The following is a 22,093-nucleotide window of genomic DNA, read 5'->3' as shown; positions in this document are numbered from 1 at the left end:
GGTGCCACCGTGTCATCGGTTCGGACGCCGGCTTGTGGCCGCTGTCCCGGGAGCAGGTACCGGACCAAATGCATTTGGTTCCACCTTTCGTGGGTCACATCGAGGTGCCGAGGAGGCCGCGGGTGATCTGGAAGCCGACGTTGCCTGAGGCAACCGCCTTCGGTACTTGCTGTCTGCTGGCTACGGCGGCCAGGGTTTCGAGTGCTACGGCTGCCTGTTCGCTCGCGTTGCCTGAGGCGACTGCGTCGAGGTCGTCGCCGTACTGGGCGACTGTTTCGGGGTCGCTGCTGAATTCGATGACGGGGACGAAGCGCTGGGCCGACAGGGTGCCGCTGGCTACGTGGGCCAGTACTTGCTGTACGCCGCCGGCGCCGAAGCCGGTGACGGTCTCCATCCAGTCGGTGCCGGGCATCCGCATCACGTGCCAGCCCTTCGCGGTGAAGCGCTGGCCGTGGGCGATGGTCGGACCGATCGGGGTGATGGAGCCGAAGGCGGCGTACCGGAATCGCTCGTCGTTGAGGAGTGCGCCTCGCGAGGACAGCACCACTGAGCCTCCTGCACCGACGATCTCGCGGCCTGTGAGGGCAAGTGCTTCTGCCGTTTCGGTGGTCAGCGGGCCGCGGGCTTCGAGGGCGATGGTCAGTTCGCCGAGGGTGCTCTGAACTTCCTCTGGCTTGGGCAGATCGAAGCTGCCGAACCAGTCGCGCACCCGCTCGGTGACGGCGTCGAGCCCGCCATCGGCTTGGATGCTCGCCCACCCGAACCGCGACGGATCCGCACCGGCCTCCACCAGCCGCGACCGGAAGTAGTCGTTATGCGTCTTCTCGCACCCATGCTCAAGCAACAACGCCATCCTGGTGTTGGGGTGCAAGAGGTAGCCGAGCATCGTCCGCGCAAACGTCTCCTCCGACGCCCCGCCGCTGGACCCACACCCTTCCGTATGCGGCAGCGCAACCATCCGGGTCACCGCATCCCCCGCCCACCGCTCCACTTCCCCTTGAGCAGCAAGCCGCAAAGCAATCTGCCCCGAACACAAGCTGGTCGGGAGAATCAACCCAACAGCCTCAGGCACAACGCGCTCATCAATCCGCAACAACCGAACCGCGCCCGGCGGCGCAGAACCGCCGGAGGCGAGCTGGGCGGCGCCGGAGGCTGGCGCTTCGGGGGCGGGCGCCGCCTCCACCCCATCTCCGAGCGAGCCGGCGGAGGCGGCAAGCATTAGCGGAGTTCCGGGGAGGGGGGCGTCGCGGTCTTCGGGTGGGAGGTCGGTCAGGGGTCGGGTGGTGCGGCCGTCTGGGGTGATGGAGATGCCGGGGCGGGGGGCGGTTTGGCGCCAGTTGCGCCAGATGGAGACTTGGCTGTGGCCTGCGCGTTCGCCGGCGGAGGGTTGGCCGGAGGCTACTTGGACGGTTAGAGCGAAGGTTTCGTCGGTCAGTTCGTCCATAGGCGTGCCAGTCAGGTAGCGGCCGGCGTCTACGTCCATTTCGGCGTGCAGCAGGTCGTACCGGGTGGTGGTGGTGACGAACTTGATGGTGGGGACGAAGGGGAAGTTGGTGATCGAGCCGTTGCCGGTGGTGAAGAAGATCAGGTTGCAGCCGCTGGCGACCTGGCCGGCGACGGATTCGAGGTCGTTGCCGGGGCTGTCCATGAAGACGAAGCCGTGGCCGGGCATCCGTTCGGCGTAGTCGATGACGTGGTCGAGGCGGACGTCGCGGTCGAGTTTGCGGGCGGCGCCGACGGACTTGAGGACGATGTTGTAGAGGCCGCGGTAGACGTTGCCGCCGGACGGGTTGCCTTCGGCGGTGTGGCCGTGCCAGCCGACGCGTTCCTTGAATGATTGAACGGTTTCGAGGAATCTTCTGGCCGTCGGCAGGTCTCTGACGTTCTTGAGGACGTAGCCTTCGGCGCCGATCAGTTCGTCGGTCTCGGCCAGTACGGCGATGCCGCCATGCCGGATCACCTCGCGCGCGACCGCGCCCGACAACGGGTTCGCGCTGACCCCGGAGAACGCGTCGGACCCACCACACTGCAGACCGATCCACAGATCCGCCAGCGGTACCTCTTGCCTCGACTGCGCGGCGACGATCGGCAACCAGGGCTCGACCAACCGACCCGCGGCGGTGAGATCCGCCTCGAAGCCGGCGCGCCTGGTGAAGTAGGCGTGCGGCACCCGGATCTCCGGATACCCGTGCTCGGCCATGAAGTCCTTGATCGCCTGCCCGGAGACGAGTTCGCCCTCGGTGTCGACGATCAGCACCGCGCCGACATTGGGGTTCAGCGCAAAGCCGGCCAACGTGGCCAGCAGGAAGGACAGGTTGTTCGGCGTACCGTCCTCGCCGCCTTCGGTATGAGCCACCGGTACGACGAATCCGTCGCCGAACCGTCGAGCCAGCTCAGTCACGAACCCGCTGCTGCGGGAACTCGTCGCCATCAGTACGACGTGATTGCGCGTCCCCGCCGGCCCCTGCTCCCGGGGATAGCCGAGAAACGTGCCGGGTTGCTCGACCGACGTCACCTGGCGGCCGAGGTTGAGCGCCGACTCGTCGAGTTCGTACGGATCGAGCGGCTCGTTCTCGGCGCTGGGCTCGGCGGGGAGGCCTTCGACTCCTCGGGCCGATACGGCGGCGAGGCTGGTCGGCGTACAGACGTAGTCGCCGATCGCCAGGTCGCGGAGGGCTCGGGCGAACGGGGTGTTCCACGAGAGCAACGGCTCGCCGGTGGCGACCGGGCGGGCGACGAAGCGGTGGCCTTCGAGGACGGTGTGCGGCAGCGTCACCGGCGTACCGGCGAAGTCGATGACGGTGCCGGCCTCGAGGCGGCGCGAGGAGATGGCGACGTTGTCGCCCGGCTCGGGCAGTACGCCGATCTCGTCGAACCTGAGCATCGTTTCCGCCTCCGGCTGGCTGGTCGGGCTGGAATCGTGCATGATGCATGATTACCAGTGCCACCCTGCCGAACTGCGCGGCCTGGGTCAAGGGCACGACCACTCCCTGGAGAAGGGGGCCCGATGGACCCGACAGTGCGACCGACGGCGGCGCCGCTTGCCCAGACGAGGGAGCCCGTCGCGGAGGCGCCGGATCGGCGACTGCTCCGGCGGCAGATGCTGGCGGACGACGTCTACGAGGCGATCAAGACGATGCTGATGGACCACGCGATCCGGCCGGGGGCGCGGATCTCGATCGACGGTCTCGCGCGCGACTTCCAGGTCTCGTCCACGCCGGTCCGCGAGGCACTCGCGCGACTCGAGTCGGAGGGCCTGGCCGACAAAGAGCCGCTCAAGGGCTACCGCGCCACTCCCCTGCTCTCCCTGGCGGAGTTCGACGACCTGTACCGCTTCCGCCTACTCCTCGAGCCATGGGCAGCACGCCGCGCCGCCGAGCTCATCGACGACGCCGGACGCGAGCAGCTGACGGCCGAGCTCGCGACCGCGGTCGAACCAACCGCAGTCGACTACGCCGGGTACAAGTCGCTTACAGCGCACGACAACCGGTTCCACACCCTCATCACCGGACTGTCAGGTAGCGAGCAGGTCCGCCTCGCCTTCCAGCGGACCCACTGCCACCTGCACATCTTCCGCCTGCACTACGACCGCGACACCGGCCCCGAGGTCCTGGTCGAACACCGCCAGATCGTCGAGGCCATCATCGACGGCAACCCGACCGCCGCCGAAGCCGCGATGACCAAGCACCTCGACAACTCGATGTCCGTCCGCCTCCGCAAGGTCTACGAACAGTAGGCCTCAGGCCGGAGCGTCACCGTGGTCCGGGATCTCCAGCTGTACGCCGCCCTGAAGGGCCGACTGGTGGGCGTAGATGCCGGGCAGCGTGTACCGAGCGGCGACCCAGGCGTTGACCGGCGGGAGCGTCTTGTCGGCGACCGCGCGGACGAAGTCGTCGGCGAGGAAGTGATGCGAGCCCTCGTGGCCGTTGTGCAGACCGGCGAACTCGGCCGGCAGCCGGTCGCGGTCGTGGACCGGCGAGAGGCCGGAGCGGAAGGCATCGCGCAGCGCCGGGTCGACGTTGGCGAGATCGGCGTCGTCGAGGGAGCCGCTGGGCTTGGTCTCCATCAGCTCCGAGATGTCCTCGACGCCCTGCTTGTTCTGCCACAGCGTCGTCGTCGCCAGCTGCTCGAAGCTGCCCTCGGTGCCGAAGACGCGCAGCCGCGACTCCCGGATGTGCGACGGGTACCCGACCCGGCGCATCTCGTTGGTCCGCATGATGCCGCCGTCGGCGAGCTTGAACAGCGCCGTCGCGTTGCTGAAGTCGTTGTCGAAGTCGCTGATCTCCTTGTCGAACACCCCATCACCACGGTCGTCCTGGACGCCGATACAGGAGACATGCGTAGCGTGCTGGCCGGTCACCGACAACACGTTGCCGACGGCATGCGTCGGGTAGAGCATGGGCGGGAAGGACGCGGTCTTCTTCCAGTCCTCGCCACCGCTGTACTGGTACGCCGCATAGAACCCGAGGTCCATGTCGTGGACGTAGTCGCCCTCGGCGTAGAAGACCCGGCCGAAGTCACCGGCCGCGAGCCGCTGACGGCAGTACACCGACGACGGGTAGTAGAAGCTCGTCTCGCCCATCATGTAGGTCAGGCCGGTCTCCTTGACCAGCTCGATGATCCGCGCGATCTGGTCGGCCTGGATCGCCATCGGCACCGTCGAGTAGACGTGCTTGCCGGCCTCCAGCGCCTGGATCGCCATCTCGCCGTGCAGCCAGCGCTGGGTGAAGATCGCCACCGCGTCGACGTCGGAGGCGAGCATCTCCTCGAACGACTGGTACGTGAGCGAGACGCCCTGCTTGGCGGCCAGCTCGGCCGTCCGCTCGGGCACCACGTCGGTCAGCCGGACGTCCTTGACGTCAGGATGCGCCGACCACAGTCGCAGGAACGAGGGGGCGAACTGGCCGGCTCCGACCACACCGATGCTGATGCTCATGAATCAAGGCAATCACACATCGGCCGATCAAGTAAGAACAATTCCGCACATCAAGACGGTGCGGTGATCAGGAACGCGCAGTGTCGGCTCAGCCGTGCATCAGTAGGAGCGAGCGGTCCGCGGTGGCCAGCTCGAGGCGGCCGGCGTCGACGGCGCCGTACGCGCCGATCGGTCCACTGGCTTTGCGGCCGTGCCGGTTGAGCCAGAATCCCCAGCCCGCGGGAGCGTCCGGCCACTCCGGGTCGGGCTCCCAGCCGACCGGCGGACGCCACGCAGCCGTCGGCGGCTCGGGCCAGCTGGGCGGTGGGTTGAATCTGTGCACGGGCGAGCCTTTCCCCAGTCGATTCGGTGACAAGTCCCCAGGAGATCCGATCTTGATCGGCACGTTGTCTGACAGATCAACGAACGGCTCGCGCGGACGTCACGCCTAAATCTTGGTAAAGATTATTGGCTCCGACCCAGTCTTGGCCAGTGATGCGTGTAGTGAGCAACCAATTACTCAGCGAGACGATGGGGGGTGTTGGCAACCATTGCGACCGGCCGCCGCCCAGGACATCGGAGGTCTAGGCAGGACCGCAGCCAGGCGGCTGACTCAGGCGGCGAGGCCGCGGTCGCTCAGCCGGACCGGGTAGGCGCCGGCCGCGACGGCCTGGTCGAAGGCGGCGAGCTGGGAGCAGGCGGCGGACAGCGCCTCGGCCTGCGTGCGGCAGCCGTCGACGTACCAGTACGGGTCGTCGGGCTGGCGGTCGTCGGCGTCGTCGATGTCGGCGTACCAGCAGTCAACGTCGCCGCGGTGGTAGTGCACCACGCGAACCTTGAGCTTCATGCGGTCTAGGACGTCCCCATGATCTCCACGGTTCCACTCGCGGCGGATCCTGGCCAACCATTTTGTCCTGGTGTGAATGGTTCACAAACCCACTTCCATCGTTGTAAAACCAACCATGAGGTACATCCGCCCCGCTGTGCTCTCGGCCGCGCTCGCCGCCGCCGTCCTGCTGACCGCACTACCGGCCACCTCCGCGCCGGTACTGGAGAAACCCGTGAAGACGGTCCAAACCCAAACCTTCCGCAACCCCGTCAACCCAGGTGCCGATCCGTCGCTGTTCTACTACGGCGGCAAGTACCACGTGGCGACCACGACCGGCGACCACATCGGCATCTGGTCGTCACCGAGCCTCGCCACACTGCTGGTCGCGCCGGAGAAGGTGGTCTGGCGCGACACCGATCCGAGCCGGAACACCCAGATGTGGGCGCCGGCGTTCCGCCATGTCGGCAGCCGTTGGTACATCTACTACACCGCCTCCGACGGCGTCGACGCGAACCACAGGATGTACGTGCTGGAGTCGGCCGGCGACGACCCGACCGGGCCGTACAGCTTCAAGGCGAAGATCGCGGACTTCGGCGAGTACGCGATCGATGGCGAGCCGATCACCCACAACGGTCAGCAGTACTTCGTCTGGACCGGCCCGGGTCGCGGTCAGGGTGGGCCGGCGCAGCTCTACATCGTCCGGATGAGCAACCCATGGACGGCGACCGGCGCCCGCGTCGCGATCCCCGCGGACGGCGGCTGTAGCGAAGTACGGGAAGGTCCGACGCCGCTGTATCGCAACGGGCGGACGTTCCTCACGTACTCGACCTGCGACACCGGCAAGCCGGATTACCAGTTGTGGATGAAGAGCATCGCGAACGGCGCCGACCCGATGGTCGCGGCGAACTGGGTCCAGCACCCGGGGCCGATCTTCTCGCGCAACGACTCCACCGGCGTCTGGGGACCAGGGCACCACTCGTTCTTCCAGTCGCCGGACGGTACCGAGGACTGGATCGCCCACCACGGCAAGAACACCAGCACCTACACGTATGCCTTCCGGACCGCCCGGGTGCAGAAGATCAGCTGGAACGCGGACGGTACGCCGAACCTCGGCAGCCCACTCGCGGCCGGCGCGACCCAGAACCTTCCGTCGGGCGACCCCGGAGCCGCCACTTCGGTCATCAACGACACCGACGTCGGCACTGGCCAGAACCAGGTCCAATACGCCGGCAGCTGGTCGTCCGGCTCGGGCTGCGGCAACCAGTGCTTCTGGGGCAACGACCACTGGAGCAACCAGCTCAACGCATCGGCCACGATCCGCTTCACCGGCACCAAGGTCGCCCTCCTCAGCGTGATGGACACCGGCAACGGCATCGCCGGCATCTCCATCGACGGCGGCGCCGAACAGCGCATCGACTACTACAGCTCCATCCGGGTCGGCGAGCAGCTCGTGTACGTCAGCCCGACGCTGCCCAACGGTCCGCACACGCTGAAGGTGCGGGTGACCGGGACCAGGAACGGGTCCTCCAGCAACACCGTGATCAGCCTCGACCGGATCGAGATCTACTCTTGAAAGGTTTCAGTAGGGTCGCGTTGGTAGTTGCCTGAGAAGATGGCGAGGTGCCCGAGACCACCCGTGCCCTGCTGACCGCGCAGGCAGCCGCCTGGCAGCGGATCCTGGACCACCCGTTCGTCTCCCGGACCTCCGCCGGTTCGTTGCCCAAGGCCACCTTCGACCGGTGGATCGCCGAGGACTACTTCTTCGTCCGGTCGTTCCAGCGGTACCTCGAAGCGCTGTCCGCGGTGGCACCTGACGACGAGGCCAGGAAGGTACTCGCGGATGGGCTGGCCGCGCTCGTGCCGGAGCTCGCGCTGTTCGAGGCGGCTGCGGCCGAGCGCGGGGTCGACCTTTCCGTCGAGCCGTCGTTGGTGAATCTGGGCTACTCGGCGTACCTGTTCACCTCGGTCGACGAGGGCTGGCCGGTCGGGATCACCGTGCTCTACGCGGTCGAGAAGGCGTACTACGACGCCTGGGCGTCGGTCCGCGATACGACCGGGCCCGATACGCAGTACGCCGGATTCATCGCGAACTGGTCGTCGCCGGAGTTCGCGGCGTACGTCGACCAGCTGGCCGATCTGGTCGACCGCGAGCCGCTGACGCCGGCCATGACGCTGGCCTTCGACCGGGTACTGCGCTTCGAACTGGCCTTCTGGGACCTGGTGCACGGATGAAGGCTCCGGTCCTGGTGAGCGGCATCGTGCTGCTCGCGCTCATCGGCGCGGGCGGCGGATACCTCGGCGGCCAACGGCTGGACGGACAAGTGACCGCTCCTGGGTACGCCGGACCGCTGCCGGCCGATGTGGCGACCTCGCCGACTCCCGGACCGACCCCGTCGTCGACGCCGTCGGTCCCGTTGATCCGCAAGACGCCGCAGCCGAATCCGCTCGAGGCGCTGAACCTCGACGACCTGGAGTTCAAGACCCGGAACTTCACCGTCACCGGGGACGTGGCCGGTCAGGTGCGGTTGTCGATCCGGGTGCCGGCCGGCTGGGTGCTCAACCCGACCAAGGACAAGCCGTCCGAGGTCAGGTTCGTCGACCCGTCGGGCGAACGCGCGGTCCGGGTGCAGTCGGCGCTGTCGCCCGAGCAGTCGGTGAAGGACTCGCTCGAGGTCCTGATGACGCAACTCCAGTCCAGCCAGCCGTACCAGAACGACCTCCAGCCCCTGTACCAGGGCGTCGGCCAGGTCAAGGACGACGACGGCAAGCTGCGGCCGGTGGCGACGCTGGTCTACACCTACATCCCGGGGGCGACCACGCGGTACGTGATCGTCCGGTTCGTCGCGACCGGCGACGGCGACGTGGCGACCATCTCGATGAGCGTCACCGGCCTGCCGAAGGAGCAGAAGGTGCTGGAGAAGATCCTCGCCGAGGCCACCGCGTCGGTCCGCGTCCGGGACTGACCAGCGCCTGCTCCGGGCTGATTCGAGCGCCCGATCGGGCACCAGGAATTCATCGGCAACCTTTTGACCGTCTACGGTGTCATAGACGTATCGGGGGCGGACCGTTAGGAGGGGTGGGCGTGGCCGGAAGGGGTGTCGGACGCGCGCTGCTCGGTTCCGGCCTGCTCGCAGTCACCCTGCTCGGGGGAGCAGGGGGCTACGGGCTCGGCCTGGTGACAACCGGACAGCAGGCATCAGCCGGTACTGCGGCCGCGCCGCTGGCCGGCGCTTCCGTCAGCACCACCCCCTCGACGACGCCGTCCACGCCGCCGCGAAAGCTCAAGCAGGACAACAGCGATCCGTTGCAGGCGGACGAGATCCGCTATCGGACGCGGGTCTTCTACGTGACCAGCGTGGTCAGGTCACAGGTCAGCGTGCGGGTGCCCAGCAACTGGGAGATGACCCTGCTGGACCCGCCCAAGGACATGAAGTTCAACGAGCCGGAACGCCGGCGCGCGGTCCGGATCCAGGGCGGCTTCAAGATCACCCGGCCGCCCGAGGACTCGATGAAGGCCCGGATCGCCCAGTTCAAGGCGCTCGCGGCGGACAAGATGGTCACGGTTCTGACCCACGAGGTCGATCCCGCGACGAAGAACGCGACGCTGACCTACAACTACGCCGACCCGGAGAACAACACCCTCAAGCTCGGGATGATCCGCTGGGTCGCCGACGACGAAGGCCTGTGCATGCTGGAGATCGCTGTCACCGGCCTCCCCCAGGACAAGTCAGCCCTGGCCGACATCCTCGACCACGCCTCCGAGTCGGCGACGCGTTCGGACGAACCGCTCAACTGACGGCCACGCAGTCGGCGGCAGCTCAACTGACGGCTGCCCACCCGGCGGCAGCTCAGCTGAGTGGGAGGAGTTGGGACAGGTGCTGTTCGCCTGTGGGGGTGAGGGTGACTGCGCGTGGGTAGGGGCGGCGTTCGAGCCAGGCTCGGGCCAGGAGGCTGTTGGTGACGGCGGCGCCTAGGCGGCCGGCCAGGTGGTGCTTCTGCTCGCTCCAGTCGACGCAGCAGCGCAGGAGCCGGCGGGTTGAGGTGGTGTCGGTGAGATCGATGCCTAGGGCACCGAATATGTCGGCGGCGGCCGGGCCGAGGGCGTAGGGGCAGTCGGGAAGTTGCTGGGCCAGTGGGTCGTCGGGACGTCGCTCGGCGCCGGAGCCACCGTCTGTGCGGACCAGGGCGTTACGGCGTACCAGGGCTTCTAGCAGGTCGACACCGAGTCGACCGGCGAGGTGGTCGTAGCAGGTGCGGGCTTCGCGGAGGGCAGCGGCGCGGGTGCTCTGGCGAAGGGACTTGACCGGCTGCGGCTTGGAGATCCTGGCTACTGCTTCCACGGCGGCCGCTACTTCTGGTCCAGCCAGCCGGTAGTACCGGTGGCGGCCTGACTGCTCGACTTGGAGCAGCCCGCCGTCGAGGAGCTTGCGTAGGTGGGAGCTGATCGTCTGGGGAGCTACGCCTGCCTCGGTGGCGAGCAGGGAGGCCGGCAGGGCGCGCCCGTCGGCCAGCGCCATCAGTACCTTCGCACGAGCTGGCTCGGCCAGCAGGGCGGCTGCGCTGGCCACGTCTGCGTCTCCGGTGTGCTCCATGGATCCATGGTGGCACCGCGATACTTCGGGCCGGGTCGTAGTGTTTCGCGACCAAGGTGGAGCCATGGTGCTCGCAGTGCTCTGTGTCGGGATCTTCCTGATCCAGCTCGACGTGACGGTCGTCAACGTCGCCTTGCCTGCTGTACGGATGGACCTGCACACCGGGCTTGCCGGGCAGCAGTGGGTCGTGGACGGCTACATGCTCGCGCTGGCAGGCTTGCTGTTGCTCTGCGGGATGCTGGGCGATCGTATCGGCCATCGCAGGGTCGTACTGGCCGGCTTGAGTGTGTTCGGCCTGGCCTCGCTGGCGTGCGGCACAGCGCCCTCTATCGAGCTACTGATCGCTTGGCGCGCGGTCCAAGGAGTAGGCGCTGCCCTGCTGCTCCCGGGCACCCTGGCACTCATCACCAGCCTGTACGCCGATGCTGCCGCGCGTGCGCGGGCAATGGGGCTCTGGGCCGGGGCTGGAGCGCTGGCGCTTCCGTCTGGGCCGCTGCTCGGGGGTGCGCTGGTCCATGCGCTGGGTTGGCGGGCGGTGTTCCTCGTCAACCTGCCGGTGATCGGTTTGGCGATGCCTATCGCGTACCGGCTGATCCCGCCGACCAGGTCCCGGGGCGCGCGGGTTCCGCGGAGGTTGCCGGCGGCAACGGCCGGAGCGGGGTGCACGCCTAACTCGGTGGGGCAACCGCTTACCTCCATGGCGGCCCGGGCCTGGCGCTTCATCTCAGCCGGACAGGTCTGCCAGTGGAGTTCGGCGTCGCGCGGCGACGGCTCGGCGGAACCGGCCTCGGCGGCGAGCCGGCCAGCTCGGCTGACGGGTTGTTCGTCCGCTGGCGACCTGCAGGGCAGCGGCCTGTCGGTCACTTGCGGCGGCCGCGGCTGACCATTGGGTTCTTGGGGAGCAACCTGGTCGCAGGGCTGATGAACCTCGTGGGTCTGGGGACGGTGCTGGTGATGACGCTCTACCTGCAGGAGCGGCTGGGGCACAGTGCTCTGCGGGCCGGTCTGGAGATGCTGCCGCTGTTCGTCCCGCTGGCGGTACTTGGGCCGGTGGCGGGTCGGGTGACGGCGCGATTCGGGCCGCGGGCGCCTATGAGTGCGGGGCTGGTCTTGGGCGCTGGTGGGTCGGTCTGCTTGCTGCTGGTGGGGGCGCATAGCGGGTATGCGGCCGTAGTACCGGTTGAGCTTGGGTTGGGGCTCGGGATGGGCTTTCTGACCGCCGCGGTGGTCAGTGCGGCGATCGGGTCGCTGCCGTCGCAGTACGCCGGACTGGCGAGTGGGGTCAACAACACGGCTCGGCAGGCGGTCGGGGCGGTTGGGATCGGCCTCTACGGTGCGGTGGCCGGGCGTCCCACGGATGAAGGGTTCATCCGTGGGTTGCACCAGTTGGCGTGGATCGGGGCCGGGCTTTGGCTGCTCGGGCTCGTGGTCACCTGGGTGACCGTTGAGTCAGCAGGCGTCGACGGGCCAGATGGTGCGGAAGATCGCCGAGCGTAGGCGGTAGAAGCGGCGGCGGCTCGACTGGACCAAGGCAGGGGACGGACGGAGTCGCTCGGCGACGACAACTCTCACGGGGGATCCTTCAGCTGGTAAAGGTGACCGACTCGGCCACCTGAACGGCCTTGTCGCGCTCGGATCCAGGCACCTGGACCTGGATCAGGAGCGAGTTGTCATTCCCCGTGCTGACTACTCGCTGGAGCAGCGTAGTGCCGTTTCCGCAATTCTCCGAAATCTGGTCCAGGTAGGTCTTCGCGCCCTCGGTCGTGGTGGTCGGGTTGCCGACCGTGGTGCAGCCGTACTTCTTCGGGTCCACCAGCACCTTGGACGGGCTGAAGGGGGTCGCCAGCTGGCCGATGAAGACGCCCGGGGTGTCGTTGTTCGGGTTGCTCCAGTTCGTGTTCTTGCTGACCAGCAGGGCCTGGCGTTCCTGCTGAGAGCCCGGCGGGAGCCAGGTCGAGGCGGAGACGACGCCCATCCAGTTGCGCGGCGTCTTCACGGAGAAGTGGTCCTTGGTGATCTTTGCGAACCCGCTCGTCGTCTCCAGATACCGCTGCACTCCGAATCCAGCACCGGCCCCCAGCACCAACGCCAACACAGCAGCCAACACCCACCGCCCACGCCGCCGACGCGGCGGCGAGGCCACTGCGGGGTCGCTGGTCGAGGCAGCATTGGTGGGGGCCGGGGAGGCTTCAGTTGTTCCAGCTGTGCCGGTGGGTGCGGCAGCGGTCGTTGTTCCGGCGGCTGCGGTGGTTTCCTCGGCAGCTTCGGTGTCGGCCACTGGGTTGCCCGCGGCGTCGGCAGCGACCGTCGTCGTACCGGTCTTGATGACTGTCGGGGCGTTGGACTCGCTCAGGGCGGTCTTCTCGCCTACCTCGGTCTCGTCCGTGGCGGAGACCGCGCCCGCGGACGGGGAGCTCGATGCGATCGTCGCCAGCGCGGCTACCGGAGTACCGACTGAGGCGATGAAGTTCTGGGTTGTTTCGTCGAGGCCGCCGACGAGTTCTCGGGTGAAGGACTCGATGTCGGGCCAGCGCTTCTCGCGGTCCGGGTCGAGGGCACGGACGATCGCCGCATCGACGCGGTCGGGGACGGTGAAGCCGAGTGAGCTGGGTGGCGGGGCTGCCTTCACCCGTCCGGCAGCGCCGAGGCCGTCCACCTGATGCGGGGACCGGCCGGTCAACGCTGCGTAGGCGACCGCGCCCAGGGAGTACTGGTCTGCGCGCTGGTCGAGCCGCTCCCCCATCGCCTGCTCGGGTGCGACGTACGACGGAGTCCCGCCGGGCATGGTGATCCTCGACACCTCGTCGAGCGACTTGCCCAGGCCCAGGTCGGACAGGACGGCGCGCTCGCCGTCGTCGTCGGTACTGCGGAAGAGCACGTTGGCCGGCTTCACGTCCCGGTGCAGCAGCCCACGCCGGTGCAGCGCCTGCAGGCCACGCCCGACCTGGACGATGACCCCGATCGCCGGCTCCAGCGCGAGCGGCTCCTTCTTGAGCCGGTCAGCGAGCGTGCCACGGTCGGCGTACGTGAGTACCAGGAACGGTCTGCCGTCCTCCAGCTCCCCCACGTCGTGGACCTGGACGACATGCTCGGACTCGACCCGGCGCAGGAACCGCCCCTCCTCGAGGAAGCGGCGGCGGACCGAGTCGTCATGCGCCCAGTTGTCCGCCAGCACCTTGACCGCCACTTCGGCGTCAAGTTGCTCGTCGTGCGCCAGCCATACGGTGGCGAAACCGCCTGAGCCCAGGCGGCGGCGCACGACGTACCGGCCTAGTCTGGATGGGACCCCCATACAAGGCATTATGGTGCACGCGGAGTCCTACGCCCTGGGGACCAAGACAACGAAGGCGCAGATGAGCGAAAGCAGCAGCCCGACCGACGAACTGGCCGTCCTGGCCGAGCGTGCCGCCGCAGGTGACAAGAACGCCATGGACGACCTGCTCAGACTGGTCTACCCGCGCGTCCTGCGGATCTGCCGCAGCGTGCTGCCGTACTCCGCGGACGCCGAGGACGCGGCTCAGGAGGCGCTGCTCAACGTCGCCACCAAGATCCACACGTACTCCGGCCGCAGCAGCTTCTCGACCTGGGTCCACTCGGTCGCGGCGAACTCGGCCCGCTCGACGTACCGCAAGCTGAAGCGGACCGCCCAGGCGGCGCACAACCCCGAGCAGATGGACAAGCCGGACCCGCGTACCACCAGCGTCATCGCCGGCACCCGCCTGGACCTCCTGGAAGCCCTGGAGACGCTCGAGCGCGACCGCCCCCAGATGGTGACCCCGCTGGTACTACGAGACGTCTACGGACTCTCCTACGAGGAGATCGCCGCCGAGGTCGGCGCCCCGCTCGGCACCATCAAGTCCCGCATCCACGACGCCCGCGAGGTAGTCCGCCCGTTGCTCCGCCCGAAGGACTGATGGACGACACCACCTTCTGGTCGATCGTCGAAGCATCCCGCGAGGCGTCGGACGGATCCCTGGAAGACCAGGCCGAGCAACTGGGCGACGCGCTGCTCGAGCTCGGCCAGGACCAGGTCGTCGCCTTCGACGCCGCCTTCACCGAAGCCAGCCGGGCGATCTACAGCTGGGAGCATTGCGGTGCCGCCACGGTGATGCTCGGCTGGGTCGGCGACGACACCTTCACCGACTTCCGGTCCTGGGTGATCGCGCAGGGCCGGACGACGTACGAGCGCTTCCGGGCGGATCCCGACTCGATCGTGGAGGCCGGGCTCGACGACCAGGAGGAGCTCGGTGACGCCGAGGTCTATGCCGGGGTTGCGGCGGTGGTGTTCGAGGAGTTGGTGGGGACAGAGATCTGGGACGCGCTGCCGGAGCGGGACGGGGTGGAGTTCCAGGAGGATCTGGCTGGGGTGCGGTTCGAGGAGAGTGTGGAAGTGATGGCGGAGCGTTATCCGCGGCTGACCGCGGTCTACGGGCCGCTCTCCACCGAGCCCAAGGACCCTGTACGCAACGATCGGTAGGGGCTCCCCGAAACGCCTTCGGTGTGCTCAGATGGGTGGCATGAAGAAGCTCATCAACGACCCTGCCGATGTTGTGAGTGAAGCGCTGCGTGGGATGGCCGCGGCGCATCCGGATCGCCTGCGGGTGGATCTGGAGAATCGGATCGTTTATCGCAAGGAAGCGCCCAGATCTGGGAAGGTCGGCCTGATTTCCGGGGGCGGGTCGGGGCATGAGCCGCTGCATGGTGGGTTCGTGGGGCTCGGGATGCTGGATGCGGCGTGTGCGGGTGAGGTGTTCACCTCGCCGGTGCCGGACCAGATGATGGCGGCGACGAAGGCGGTCGACGCGGGCGCCGGCGTACTGCACATCGTGAAGAACTACACCGGTGACGTGATGAACTTCGAGATGGCGGCGGAGTTGGCTGCGGCCGATGCCGGTGTCGAAGTACTGTCCGTCGTCACCGACGATGACGTCGCGGTGCAGGACAGCCTCTACACGGCCGGGCGTCGCGGGGTCGGCGTGACCGTGCTGCTGGAGAAGATCGTCGGGGCGGCGGCCGAGGAAGGCATGCCGTTGCAGCAGGTGGCCGATCTGGCGAAGCGGGTCAACGACAACGGGCGCAGTATGGGGATGGCGCTGACGTCATGCACCGTACCGGCCGCCGGCAAGCCGACCTTCGAGCTGGCCGAGAACGAGATGGAGGTCGGCATCGGCATCCACGGCGAACCCGGCCGGAAACGGTTGCCACTGGCACCGGCCAAGGACATCGCTGCCCTGCTCGTCGATCCCGTGGTTGCCGATCTGCCTTACCAGCAAGGTGATTCGGTGATCGCCTTCGTCAACGGCATGGGCGGTACGCCGCTGCTCGAGCTCTACCTCATGTACAACGAGGTGCAGCAGTTGCTGGACCGCGCCGGCATCACGGTCGCGCGCTCGCTGGTCGGCAACTACATCACCTCGCTCGAGATGGCCGGCTGCTCGGTCACCCTGCTGAAGGTGGACGACGAACTGGTACGCCTCTGGGACGCCCCAGTGAACACCCCCGGCCTACGCTGGGGCGCGTGAGCATGGGAGTGGATGATTTCGCCAACTGGATGCGGGATGCCGCAGGTGTGCTGCACGAGAACGCGGCGTACCTGACCGAGCTGGACGCGGCGATCGGGGATGCGGACCACGGGAGCAACATGGATCGTGGGTTCGCTGCCGTTGTCGCGGTGCTGGATGAGAGCAGCTTCGAGTCTGTCGACGAGCTGATGAAGAAGGCGGGGATGACGCTCGTCAGCAAGGTCGGCGGGGCGAGCGGGCCGCTGTACGGGACGTTCTTCCTGCGCTTCGGGGCGGCTTTGGCTGGAGCTGAGATCACTCCTGCGACTGTTGGCGAGGCTTTGAAGGCCGGGGTCGGCGGGATCTTGGCGCGGGGCAAGGCGGAGTTGGGCGACAAGACGATGTACGACGCTTGGGCGCCGGCGTTGGAGGCGTACGACTCGGCGGTCGCGGGCGGGGCGGATGTCGGCGGAGCGCTCACGGCGGCGGCTGAGGCTGCCGCGAAGGGGCGGGACGCCACTACGCCGTTGGTGGCGCGGAAGGGTCGGGCTAGTTACCTCGGCGAGCGCAGTGCGGGGCATCAGGATCCGGGGGCGACCAGTACGACGCTCCTGTTGGAGTCGGCCGCGCGCACGCTGGCATGAGGGCTGGCTGCGGGCCTGGTGCGGTGATCGCGTGATCGGGATCGTGGTGGTGTCGCACAGCCGGGCGTTGGCGGATGCGGCTGTTGGGTTGGCCTCGGAGATGGTTGCCGAGGGCGATCGGCCGGTGATCGCGGTGGCGGCTGGGCTGGACGAGACGACGTTCGGGACGGATGCGGCGGCGGTTGCCGAGGCGATCGAGGTCGCGGACAGTGCCGATGGGGTCTTGGTACTGCTTGATCTGGGTAGTGCGGTGCTGAGTGCCGAGATGGCGTTGGAGTTTGTGGATCCTGAGGTTGCCGGTCGGGTGAAGTTGTCCAGCGCGCCTTTGGTGGAAGGGCTTGTGGCGGCCGTGGTGACAGCGTCGACCGGGGCATCGCTGGACGCGGTACTGACCGAGGCTTCACGTGGGTTGGCCGGGAAGCAGAATCACCTTGGCGATGCGGTTGCCCCGGAGTCAGTAGTTGCTGAGGGCAATAGTTTTGCGGAAGTCGTGGTGCGCAACGAGCATGGGTTGCATGCGCGGCCGGCGGCGAAGGTGGTCGGGGTTGCTCAGAGCTTCCAGGCGCAAGTGGCGTTGACCAATCTGACGACTGGGAATGGCCCGGTCGATGCCGGCAGTTTGAGCATGGTCGCGACCCTGAATGCCCAGCAGGGGCATCGGTTGCGGATCAGCGCTAGCGGGCCTGAGGCGGACGCCGCGGTGGCAGCCCTTGGTGCGTTGGCCGATCGCGGATTCGACGACGTACCGACGCCTGCCAGTGCGGCTCGACCTGTAGGTAAGGGCGGGTCGGGTCTGGATGTTGCTGTTGGGCCGGCGATCGTGGCTGATCAAGACGTTGACCTGAGTGAGTACCGGCCTGGTGATGTCGATGTCGAGCGGCAGCGGGCGAAGGATGGGATGCGGGCTGCTGAGGAGCAGTTGACCGCACTGCGGGACGAGACGGCGAAGACGGTCGGTGCCGCGGAGGCGTCGATCTTCGATGCCCAGTTGGCTTTGCTCGGCGATGTGATGGTGCAGGACGCGGTCTTCCGGGCGATCACGCAAGGCGAGGACAAGAGCGCGCCGGACGCGTGGAAAGCTGCGCTGGACGCGGTTGCAGCAGACTTCGAGCAACTGGACGACCCGTACCAGCGTGAGCGGGCTCAGGATGTCCGGAGTGTTCGCGATCGGGTACTCCGCGCGCTGGTCGGCCAGGACGCGGCTGGCAGCGGCGCAGCGGCAGACGACGGGGCGCAGTCGGCGGGTGGGGTGCTGGTTGTGCGGGAGCTGGATGCGGCGACCGCTGCCGGGGTTGATGCCGAGCGGGTCGTCGGGATCGCGGTGCGGGCCGCTGGGACCACCGGGCATGGAGCCATCGTGGCTCGGTCTCGAGGGATTCCTTTGATGACCGGGATCGGGGATGTGGCGGTGCCGGCCGGGGCGTTGGTGGGGTTCGATGCGCGGGCTCAGGAGTTCGTGGTCGACCCGGCGGATGGTGGGGAGCGGTTGCGGGGCGTCGTACGGGAGCGGGCTGGTGAGCGCGACGCGGCACTGGTCGAGGCTGAACAGCCTGCGGTAACGCTCGACGGACGGACGATCACCGTGCTGGCGAATGTCGGGTCGGTGCAGGATGCGATGGATGCTCGGGGCGCCGATGGGTCTGGGCTGGTGCGGACCGAGGTGTTGTTCGGGGAGTGGCGGGTCGCGCCGACTGTTGAGGAGCAGGTGGGGGCGTTTCGGGCGATTGCGGCGGCGTTTGGTGGGAAGCCGATCACCATCCGGACCTGGGATATCGGGGGTGACAAGCCGCTTGCGTTTCTGCCGCAGGAGCGGGAGGCGAATCCGTTCCTGGGTGAGCGCGGGATCCGGGTCTTCCGCCGGCGGCCGGAGCTGCTGCGCGATCAGCTGAAGGCGATCTGCCAGGTAGCTGCAGAGACTCCGGTACAGGTGATGTTCCCGATGATCACGACGGCCGAAGAGGTCGCGTGGGCACGGACGGAATTGGCCGCACTGAAGCCGCCACCAGGCTTGAAGGTCGGGATCATGGTCGAGGTACCGGCAGCCGCGCTGCGGATCGCGACGCTGGCCGAAGGGTTGGACTTCGTCAGCATCGGCACCAACGACCTCACGCAGTACACAACAGCCTCCGACCGCGGCAACAGCCAGGTCGCCGTCCTCGCGGACGGGCTGGATCCAGCCGTGCTGCAGCTGATCGATCGCGTGGTCCGCGGCGTGCCGGACGGCGTCGAGGTGGCGGTTTGTGGGGATCTGGCAAGCGATCCGGCCGCTGCGGTGGTGCTTGCGGGGCTAGGTGTTCACGAGCTGAGTGCTGTCGGTCCGCAGGTACCGACGATCAAGGCCCGGCTGCGACAGACCAACCTCGAAGACGCCGCGACACTTGCTGCCGCGGCGCTCACGCTGCCCAGCGCGAGCGCCGTCAGGGATCAGCTGTAGTAGCGGAGCTCCACGACGTTGAAGCCGCTGGTGCGGGTCTGCTTCGGCGGTAGTGCGTAGGCGTCGCCTGGCTGGAGGTAGGTGACGTCTGGGCTGTCCAGGTCGAGGTCGACGATCAGAGTCGGGTGGGCGCCAGTGTTCCAGGTGTAGGTCTCGCCGGCGTCAGGGGTGACGTGGATGACCTGTACGTCGGTGTCGTCGACGACCACCTTGGCGGGGATCTCGCCGACCTCGGAGAACCGGCCGACGCCTTCGCCGGACGGGTACGGCTCGCCGGAGGCTTCCTCGCCGAGGTCGAGGAGCTCGATCAGCCGGTTCAGGTACGGCGAGTCGCCGTCGTTGGTGAGCATGTGGACCGGGGAGACCGGGCGGTAGACCGAGCCGCCGACGGTCTCGCTGAGTTCGCGGGCCGCGCTGCCGTCGAGCCAGTCCATGTGGCAGGGCGAGGTCGCCAGGCACAGGACGACGTACGGGTTGTGGTGCAGGTGCCAGGCCTGGGCCTCCCCCGGCGCCAGGGAGACCTCCCAGACGCGGACGCGGGAATTCTCCAGCAGTACCCGGGTACCGATCTCGCCGAGCACGACCTCGGTGCCGTCGGGGGCCTGGACGGTGGTGCCTGCGGTCATCGTGCGTCTCCGATCAGATCAACTGGGCGTTCCATCGCGACCCCGCCGAGCACGACGCCGTCGGGCATCGTCAGCTCGGCGGCCTCGAGCTCGGTGAAGCCGAACGACTTGTACAGCGGTACGCCGGGCAGCGTAGACATCAGCGCCAACTGGCTGAACCCGGCGGCGCGGGCCGCGTCGACGCAGGCGGTCAGGATGGCCCGGCCGAGTCCGCGCCGGGTCCAGTCGCCACGGACGAACATCGCCCGGATCCTGGCCGGTTCGGTCGCCGGGTCGAGCAACCGGTCGTCGGCGCCGGCTGCCGAACCGTTGAAGAGCTTGTTGCGCCGGCTCCACCCACCGCACGCGACGATCTCGCCGGCCGCCTCGTGCACGTAGTACGTGCCGTCCTCGATCAGCGCGAGGTCCAGCCCCGCGATGTGCACCTCGGCACTCGCTACCTGTACCTGGTCGTAGTACGCCGGGAAGAGGTCGAGCACGGACGCCCGCATCAACTCCGAGATGGCAGACGCATCCCCAGGCACGGCAAGTCGCAGCAACGGCTCCACGTCCCCAGGCTATTTCAGCCCCGGGGCGCGTACATGATCAGCCCTACCCCCACGAGACAGACGACCGCCCCGGCCACGTCCCACCGATCCGGCCGGAACCCGTCAACCAACATCCCCCAGCCCAGCGACCCGGCCACGAACACTCCCCCGTACGCCGCCAGAATCCGCCCGAAGTTCGCATCGGGCTGCAACGTCGCCACAAACCCATAGGCGCCCAAGGCAACCATCCCACCAAGCACCCACAACACCCCCCGATGCTCCCGAACCCCCTGCCACACCAACCAAGCCCCACCGATCTCGGCCAAAGCAGCCACCCCGAACAACCCGATCGAACGCAGCACCGTCATGCGTCGGAGGCTATGTGATCCGGCCGAGCACCCAGTGCAGACGGCTTGCCAGGTAGCTCCGCCCGAAGGCTAGTGGGGCTTCTGCCGTTGACGTTGCCTCAGAGTGGCCGCCAGCCAGCGGATGGTCCCGCGGCTGTGGACGAGAGCCAGGAGGATGGCGACTCCACCGATGGTGTAGTCGTTCCAGTCCGACGCCGTGACCAGCCTGAAAATGCCGTAACCCGCGAACAGCACATAGAACAAGCGCACCGGCCCCTTCTTGAGCCAGAGGCTGGTCCGCACCGGCGCGAACTGCAGACCGTCCACCCGCGGCGCCGGGAGTCCGTCGAAGACCTGGACGAGCTGTGTGCGGGTGACTGCCGCGCGCAGCTCGGCTTGCCGCCTGCCCAGCTCGTCGTCATCGAAGAGCTCCATCTTGTGCTGTCGTGTCAGTTCCGCCGCACACCGGGCCCGATCCTCGTCGGACAGCAACTTGCCGGCCCACTCCTTGCTGACCGCCTCCGCGTGACTCGTGGCGATCGTCGCTCGATAGGAGGCGGCCCAGTGATCGCCGGAAGTCACCGAGCCTTCCTTCGTCATGGGTTGTAACACCGCCAGACGCCCGGCGCCGCGGGGCGTGAGCAAGTACTCCACCCGTCCAGGCTGTCGCCGTACCGCCGCGAAACCCTCGCGCACCTGCTCTTGGAGCAGTCCTCGAATCTGCACACGAGAAATGCCCGACATCTTGGCCAGCACCATCACCGAGCGCGGTGTGGTCAGCGACAGCGCAGTGAGCAAGTGGTACTCCGACCCCGGGCTCACCGCGGTGGCCTTCTGGTTCGGGACGCCCAGACCTTGTCGAAGACCGTCCGCAGGACGGGGTAGGCGAAGAAGATGGAACCGCCGATGAACATCGCGGCGCCGAGGTACTCCTCCGGCTTCGAGGCGCCGGTCAGAATCCCGATGCCCGCGAGGAAGAACGGGAGGCAGAAGAGCAGCCTCACAACCATGAACCCGGTCTGCAAGGCGGAGCCCGCCTTCTGCAACGGGTGCGCCGCAGGTGGCGCCGATTCGTCACCGTACAGAGCCGGCGGTTGCAGGCCGTCGAAGACGTCCAGGAGCTGTCCGTGGGTGACCGCCGCGGCCAGCATGCGTTGTCTTCTGATCAGCTCGGCGGAGTCGAAGGCACGCTGCTCGTGTTGCAGCCTCAACGAGGCGTCGCAGCGGTCCCGGTCGTAGTCGGTGAGCGGTACCTCGGCCATCTGCTCGCGGGTGGCGGCGATGCCGGCCTGGTGATGGGCCGTCGACGCCGCCTTCAGGAACTCGCCCCAGCCGACCGGGCCGTCCTTCGCGATGCCGCGCATCATCGCCCGCTTGCCGACACCGGTGGGACTCAGCCGGTACTCCGTGCGCTCACCCTGCCCGTACTTCGTGACATACCCGTCGCCGATGAGTTCCGCCAGCAACCGGCCGACCCGCTCGCGCCTGACCCCCGAGCTCTCGACCAGCTCGACCAGCGAGTACTGGGTCGTCTCCGACATCGCGTTGAGCAGCCGGTACTCAGCTTCGGTCGTCTCGGCCATTCGCGCCCCCAGCATCCGCCGATCCACCCCAGATCGGCACAGCCAGTAGTTTCCCAGCTCAGACGGTCACCGCGGCGACGGACCGATTGCAGGTT

At 67.8% G+C, this 22,093-nt stretch carries 23 protein-coding genes and 1 pseudogene; 13 read left to right on the top strand and 11 right to left on the bottom strand.

The window, feature by feature from the left end; genetic code table 11:
- Nucleotides 1-94: 94 nt before the first annotated feature.
- Nucleotides 95-2,926, bottom strand: coding sequence for a UxaA family hydrolase (locus tag ABD768_RS40375; RefSeq protein ID WP_344849872.1), 2,832 nt, complete (start codon nucleotides 2,924-2,926; stop codon nucleotides 95-97).
- An 81-nt stretch (nucleotides 2,927-3,007) separates the two neighbouring features.
- Here ABD768_RS40375 and ABD768_RS40370 point away from each other — a divergent pair, with 81 nt between their 5' ends.
- Nucleotides 3,008-3,736: a GntR family transcriptional regulator gene (locus ABD768_RS40370; RefSeq protein WP_343974899.1), complete on the top strand. Its 729-nt coding sequence runs from the start codon at nucleotides 3,008-3,010 to the stop codon at nucleotides 3,734-3,736.
- Nucleotides 3,737-3,739: 3 nt separating this feature from the next.
- On the opposite strand, the gene ABD768_RS40365 is transcribed toward ABD768_RS40370, so the two are convergent.
- The 3 genes from ABD768_RS40365 to ABD768_RS40355 form a co-directional block, all read right to left on the bottom strand.
- Nucleotides 3,740-4,936 (bottom strand): Gfo/Idh/MocA family protein, encoded by a 1,197-nt coding sequence (locus ABD768_RS40365; protein ID WP_343974896.1) that lies wholly within the window; start codon nucleotides 4,934-4,936, stop codon nucleotides 3,740-3,742.
- Nucleotides 4,937-5,024: 88 nt separating this feature from the next.
- Entirely contained in the window at nucleotides 5,025-5,258 is a 234-nt protein-coding gene (locus tag ABD768_RS40360; RefSeq protein WP_343974893.1) for a hypothetical protein, read from the bottom strand.
- Between the two features lie 270 nt (nucleotides 5,259-5,528).
- Complete coding sequence (locus ABD768_RS40355; RefSeq protein ID WP_344849865.1) at nucleotides 5,529-5,762, bottom strand: hypothetical protein; 234 nt, start codon at nucleotides 5,760-5,762, stop codon at nucleotides 5,529-5,531.
- A gap of 115 nt (nucleotides 5,763-5,877) precedes the next feature.
- Between ABD768_RS40355 and ABD768_RS40350 the strand changes: the two genes are divergently transcribed.
- The 4 genes from ABD768_RS40350 (at nucleotide 5,878) to ABD768_RS40335 (ending at nucleotide 9,540) form a co-directional block, all read left to right on the top strand.
- Entirely contained in the window at nucleotides 5,878-7,317 is a 1,440-nt protein-coding gene (locus ABD768_RS40350) for a family 43 glycosylhydrolase (RefSeq protein WP_344849863.1), read from the top strand.
- Between the two features lie 47 nt (nucleotides 7,318-7,364).
- Nucleotides 7,365-7,976, top strand: coding sequence for a TenA family protein (locus ABD768_RS40345; RefSeq protein WP_344849857.1), 612 nt, complete (start codon nucleotides 7,365-7,367; stop codon nucleotides 7,974-7,976).
- Nucleotides 7,973-8,707 carry a hypothetical protein gene (locus ABD768_RS40340; protein ID WP_344849849.1) on the top strand — a complete coding sequence of 245 codons (735 nt, stop codon included), beginning with the start codon at nucleotides 7,973-7,975 and terminating at the stop codon, nucleotides 8,705-8,707. Before ABD768_RS40345 ends, ABD768_RS40340 begins: the two co-directional genes overlap by 4 nt.
- A gap of 119 nt (nucleotides 8,708-8,826) precedes the next feature.
- Nucleotides 8,827-9,540, top strand: coding sequence for a hypothetical protein (locus tag ABD768_RS40335; RefSeq protein ID WP_344849845.1), 714 nt, complete (start codon nucleotides 8,827-8,829; stop codon nucleotides 9,538-9,540).
- Between the two features lie 52 nt (nucleotides 9,541-9,592).
- Here ABD768_RS40335 and ABD768_RS40330 read toward each other — a convergent pair whose 3' ends face one another.
- On the bottom strand, nucleotides 9,593-10,336 hold the full coding sequence (locus tag ABD768_RS40330; RefSeq protein ID WP_344849843.1) for an ArsR/SmtB family transcription factor: 744 nt from the start codon (nucleotides 10,334-10,336) through the stop codon (nucleotides 9,593-9,595).
- Between the two features lie 64 nt (nucleotides 10,337-10,400).
- On the opposite strand from ABD768_RS40330, the gene ABD768_RS40325 reads away from it, so the two are divergent.
- Nucleotides 10,401-11,219, top strand: a complete 819-nt coding sequence (locus ABD768_RS40325) for an MFS transporter (protein ID WP_344849841.1) — start codon at nucleotides 10,401-10,403, stop codon at nucleotides 11,217-11,219.
- Nucleotides 11,220-11,230: 11 nt separating this feature from the next.
- A complete protein-coding gene (locus ABD768_RS40320) occupies nucleotides 11,231-11,833 on the top strand; it encodes an MFS transporter (RefSeq protein WP_344849839.1) in 603 nt (200 codons plus the stop codon).
- Nucleotides 11,834-11,918: 85 nt separating this feature from the next.
- Here ABD768_RS40320 and ABD768_RS40315 read toward each other — a convergent pair whose 3' ends face one another.
- Complete coding sequence (locus tag ABD768_RS40315) at nucleotides 11,919-13,628, bottom strand: serine/threonine-protein kinase (RefSeq protein WP_344849837.1); 1,710 nt, start codon at nucleotides 13,626-13,628, stop codon at nucleotides 11,919-11,921.
- 61 nt (nucleotides 13,629-13,689) lie between these two features.
- Between ABD768_RS40315 and ABD768_RS40310 the strand changes: the two genes are divergently transcribed.
- From ABD768_RS40310 to ptsP, 6 genes and pseudogenes are all read left to right on the top strand, one after another.
- Complete coding sequence (locus tag ABD768_RS40310) at nucleotides 13,690-14,250, top strand: RNA polymerase sigma factor (RefSeq protein ID WP_343974866.1); 561 nt, start codon at nucleotides 13,690-13,692, stop codon at nucleotides 14,248-14,250.
- Nucleotides 14,250-14,813, top strand: a complete 564-nt coding sequence (locus ABD768_RS40305) for a DUF4240 domain-containing protein (protein WP_344849833.1) — start codon at nucleotides 14,250-14,252, stop codon at nucleotides 14,811-14,813. The genes ABD768_RS40310 and ABD768_RS40305 overlap by 1 nt, the downstream gene beginning before the upstream one ends.
- A gap of 40 nt (nucleotides 14,814-14,853) precedes the next feature.
- On the top strand, nucleotides 14,854-15,858 hold the full coding sequence (gene dhaK / locus ABD768_RS40300; RefSeq protein WP_343974860.1) for a dihydroxyacetone kinase subunit DhaK: 1,005 nt from the start codon (nucleotides 14,854-14,856) through the stop codon (nucleotides 15,856-15,858).
- 2 nt (nucleotides 15,859-15,860) lie between these two features.
- Nucleotides 15,861-16,481: a dihydroxyacetone kinase subunit DhaL gene (gene dhaL / locus ABD768_RS40295; protein ID WP_343976816.1), complete on the top strand. Its 621-nt coding sequence runs from the start codon at nucleotides 15,861-15,863 to the stop codon at nucleotides 16,479-16,481.
- Nucleotides 16,482-16,488: 7 nt separating this feature from the next.
- A pseudogene (gene dhaM / locus ABD768_RS40290) lies at nucleotides 16,489-16,923 on the top strand (dihydroxyacetone kinase phosphoryl donor subunit DhaM); the annotation flags it as partial.
- A gap of 48 nt (nucleotides 16,924-16,971) precedes the next feature.
- Nucleotides 16,972-18,915, top strand: coding sequence for a phosphoenolpyruvate--protein phosphotransferase (gene ptsP, locus ABD768_RS40285; protein ID WP_344849983.1), 1,944 nt, complete (start codon nucleotides 16,972-16,974; stop codon nucleotides 18,913-18,915).
- On the opposite strand, the gene ABD768_RS40280 is transcribed toward ptsP, so the two are convergent.
- From ABD768_RS40280 to ABD768_RS40260, 5 genes are all read right to left on the bottom strand, one after another.
- Nucleotides 18,906-19,541, bottom strand: coding sequence for a cupin domain-containing protein (locus ABD768_RS40280; RefSeq protein ID WP_344849826.1), 636 nt, complete (start codon nucleotides 19,539-19,541; stop codon nucleotides 18,906-18,908). The genes ptsP and ABD768_RS40280 overlap by 10 nt on opposite strands.
- Entirely contained in the window at nucleotides 19,538-20,089 is a 552-nt protein-coding gene (locus ABD768_RS40275; protein ID WP_343974854.1) for a GNAT family N-acetyltransferase, read from the bottom strand. Before ABD768_RS40275 ends, ABD768_RS40280 begins: the two co-directional genes overlap by 4 nt.
- A gap of 14 nt (nucleotides 20,090-20,103) precedes the next feature.
- Nucleotides 20,104-20,436 (bottom strand): YnfA family protein, encoded by a 333-nt coding sequence (locus tag ABD768_RS40270; RefSeq protein WP_343974851.1) that lies wholly within the window; start codon nucleotides 20,434-20,436, stop codon nucleotides 20,104-20,106.
- 69 nt (nucleotides 20,437-20,505) lie between these two features.
- A complete protein-coding gene (locus ABD768_RS40265; protein WP_344849824.1) occupies nucleotides 20,506-21,237 on the bottom strand; it encodes a DUF1707 domain-containing protein in 732 nt (243 codons plus the stop codon).
- The gene (locus ABD768_RS40260; RefSeq protein WP_344849804.1) at nucleotides 21,234-22,013 is read right to left on the bottom strand and encodes a hypothetical protein; all 780 of its coding nucleotides are present in this window, start codon (nucleotides 22,011-22,013) and stop codon (nucleotides 21,234-21,236) included. Before ABD768_RS40260 ends, ABD768_RS40265 begins: the two co-directional genes overlap by 4 nt.
- Nucleotides 22,014-22,093: the final 80 nt, after the last annotated feature.

This window comes from Kribbella ginsengisoli (genome assembly GCF_039537185.1).
In the GTDB taxonomy this organism is placed as follows: Bacteria; Actinomycetota; Actinomycetes; order Propionibacteriales; family Kribbellaceae; genus Kribbella; species Kribbella koreensis.
The sequence above is the reverse complement of the archived record's forward strand: the minus strand, read 5'-3'. Positions and strand labels throughout refer to the sequence as shown.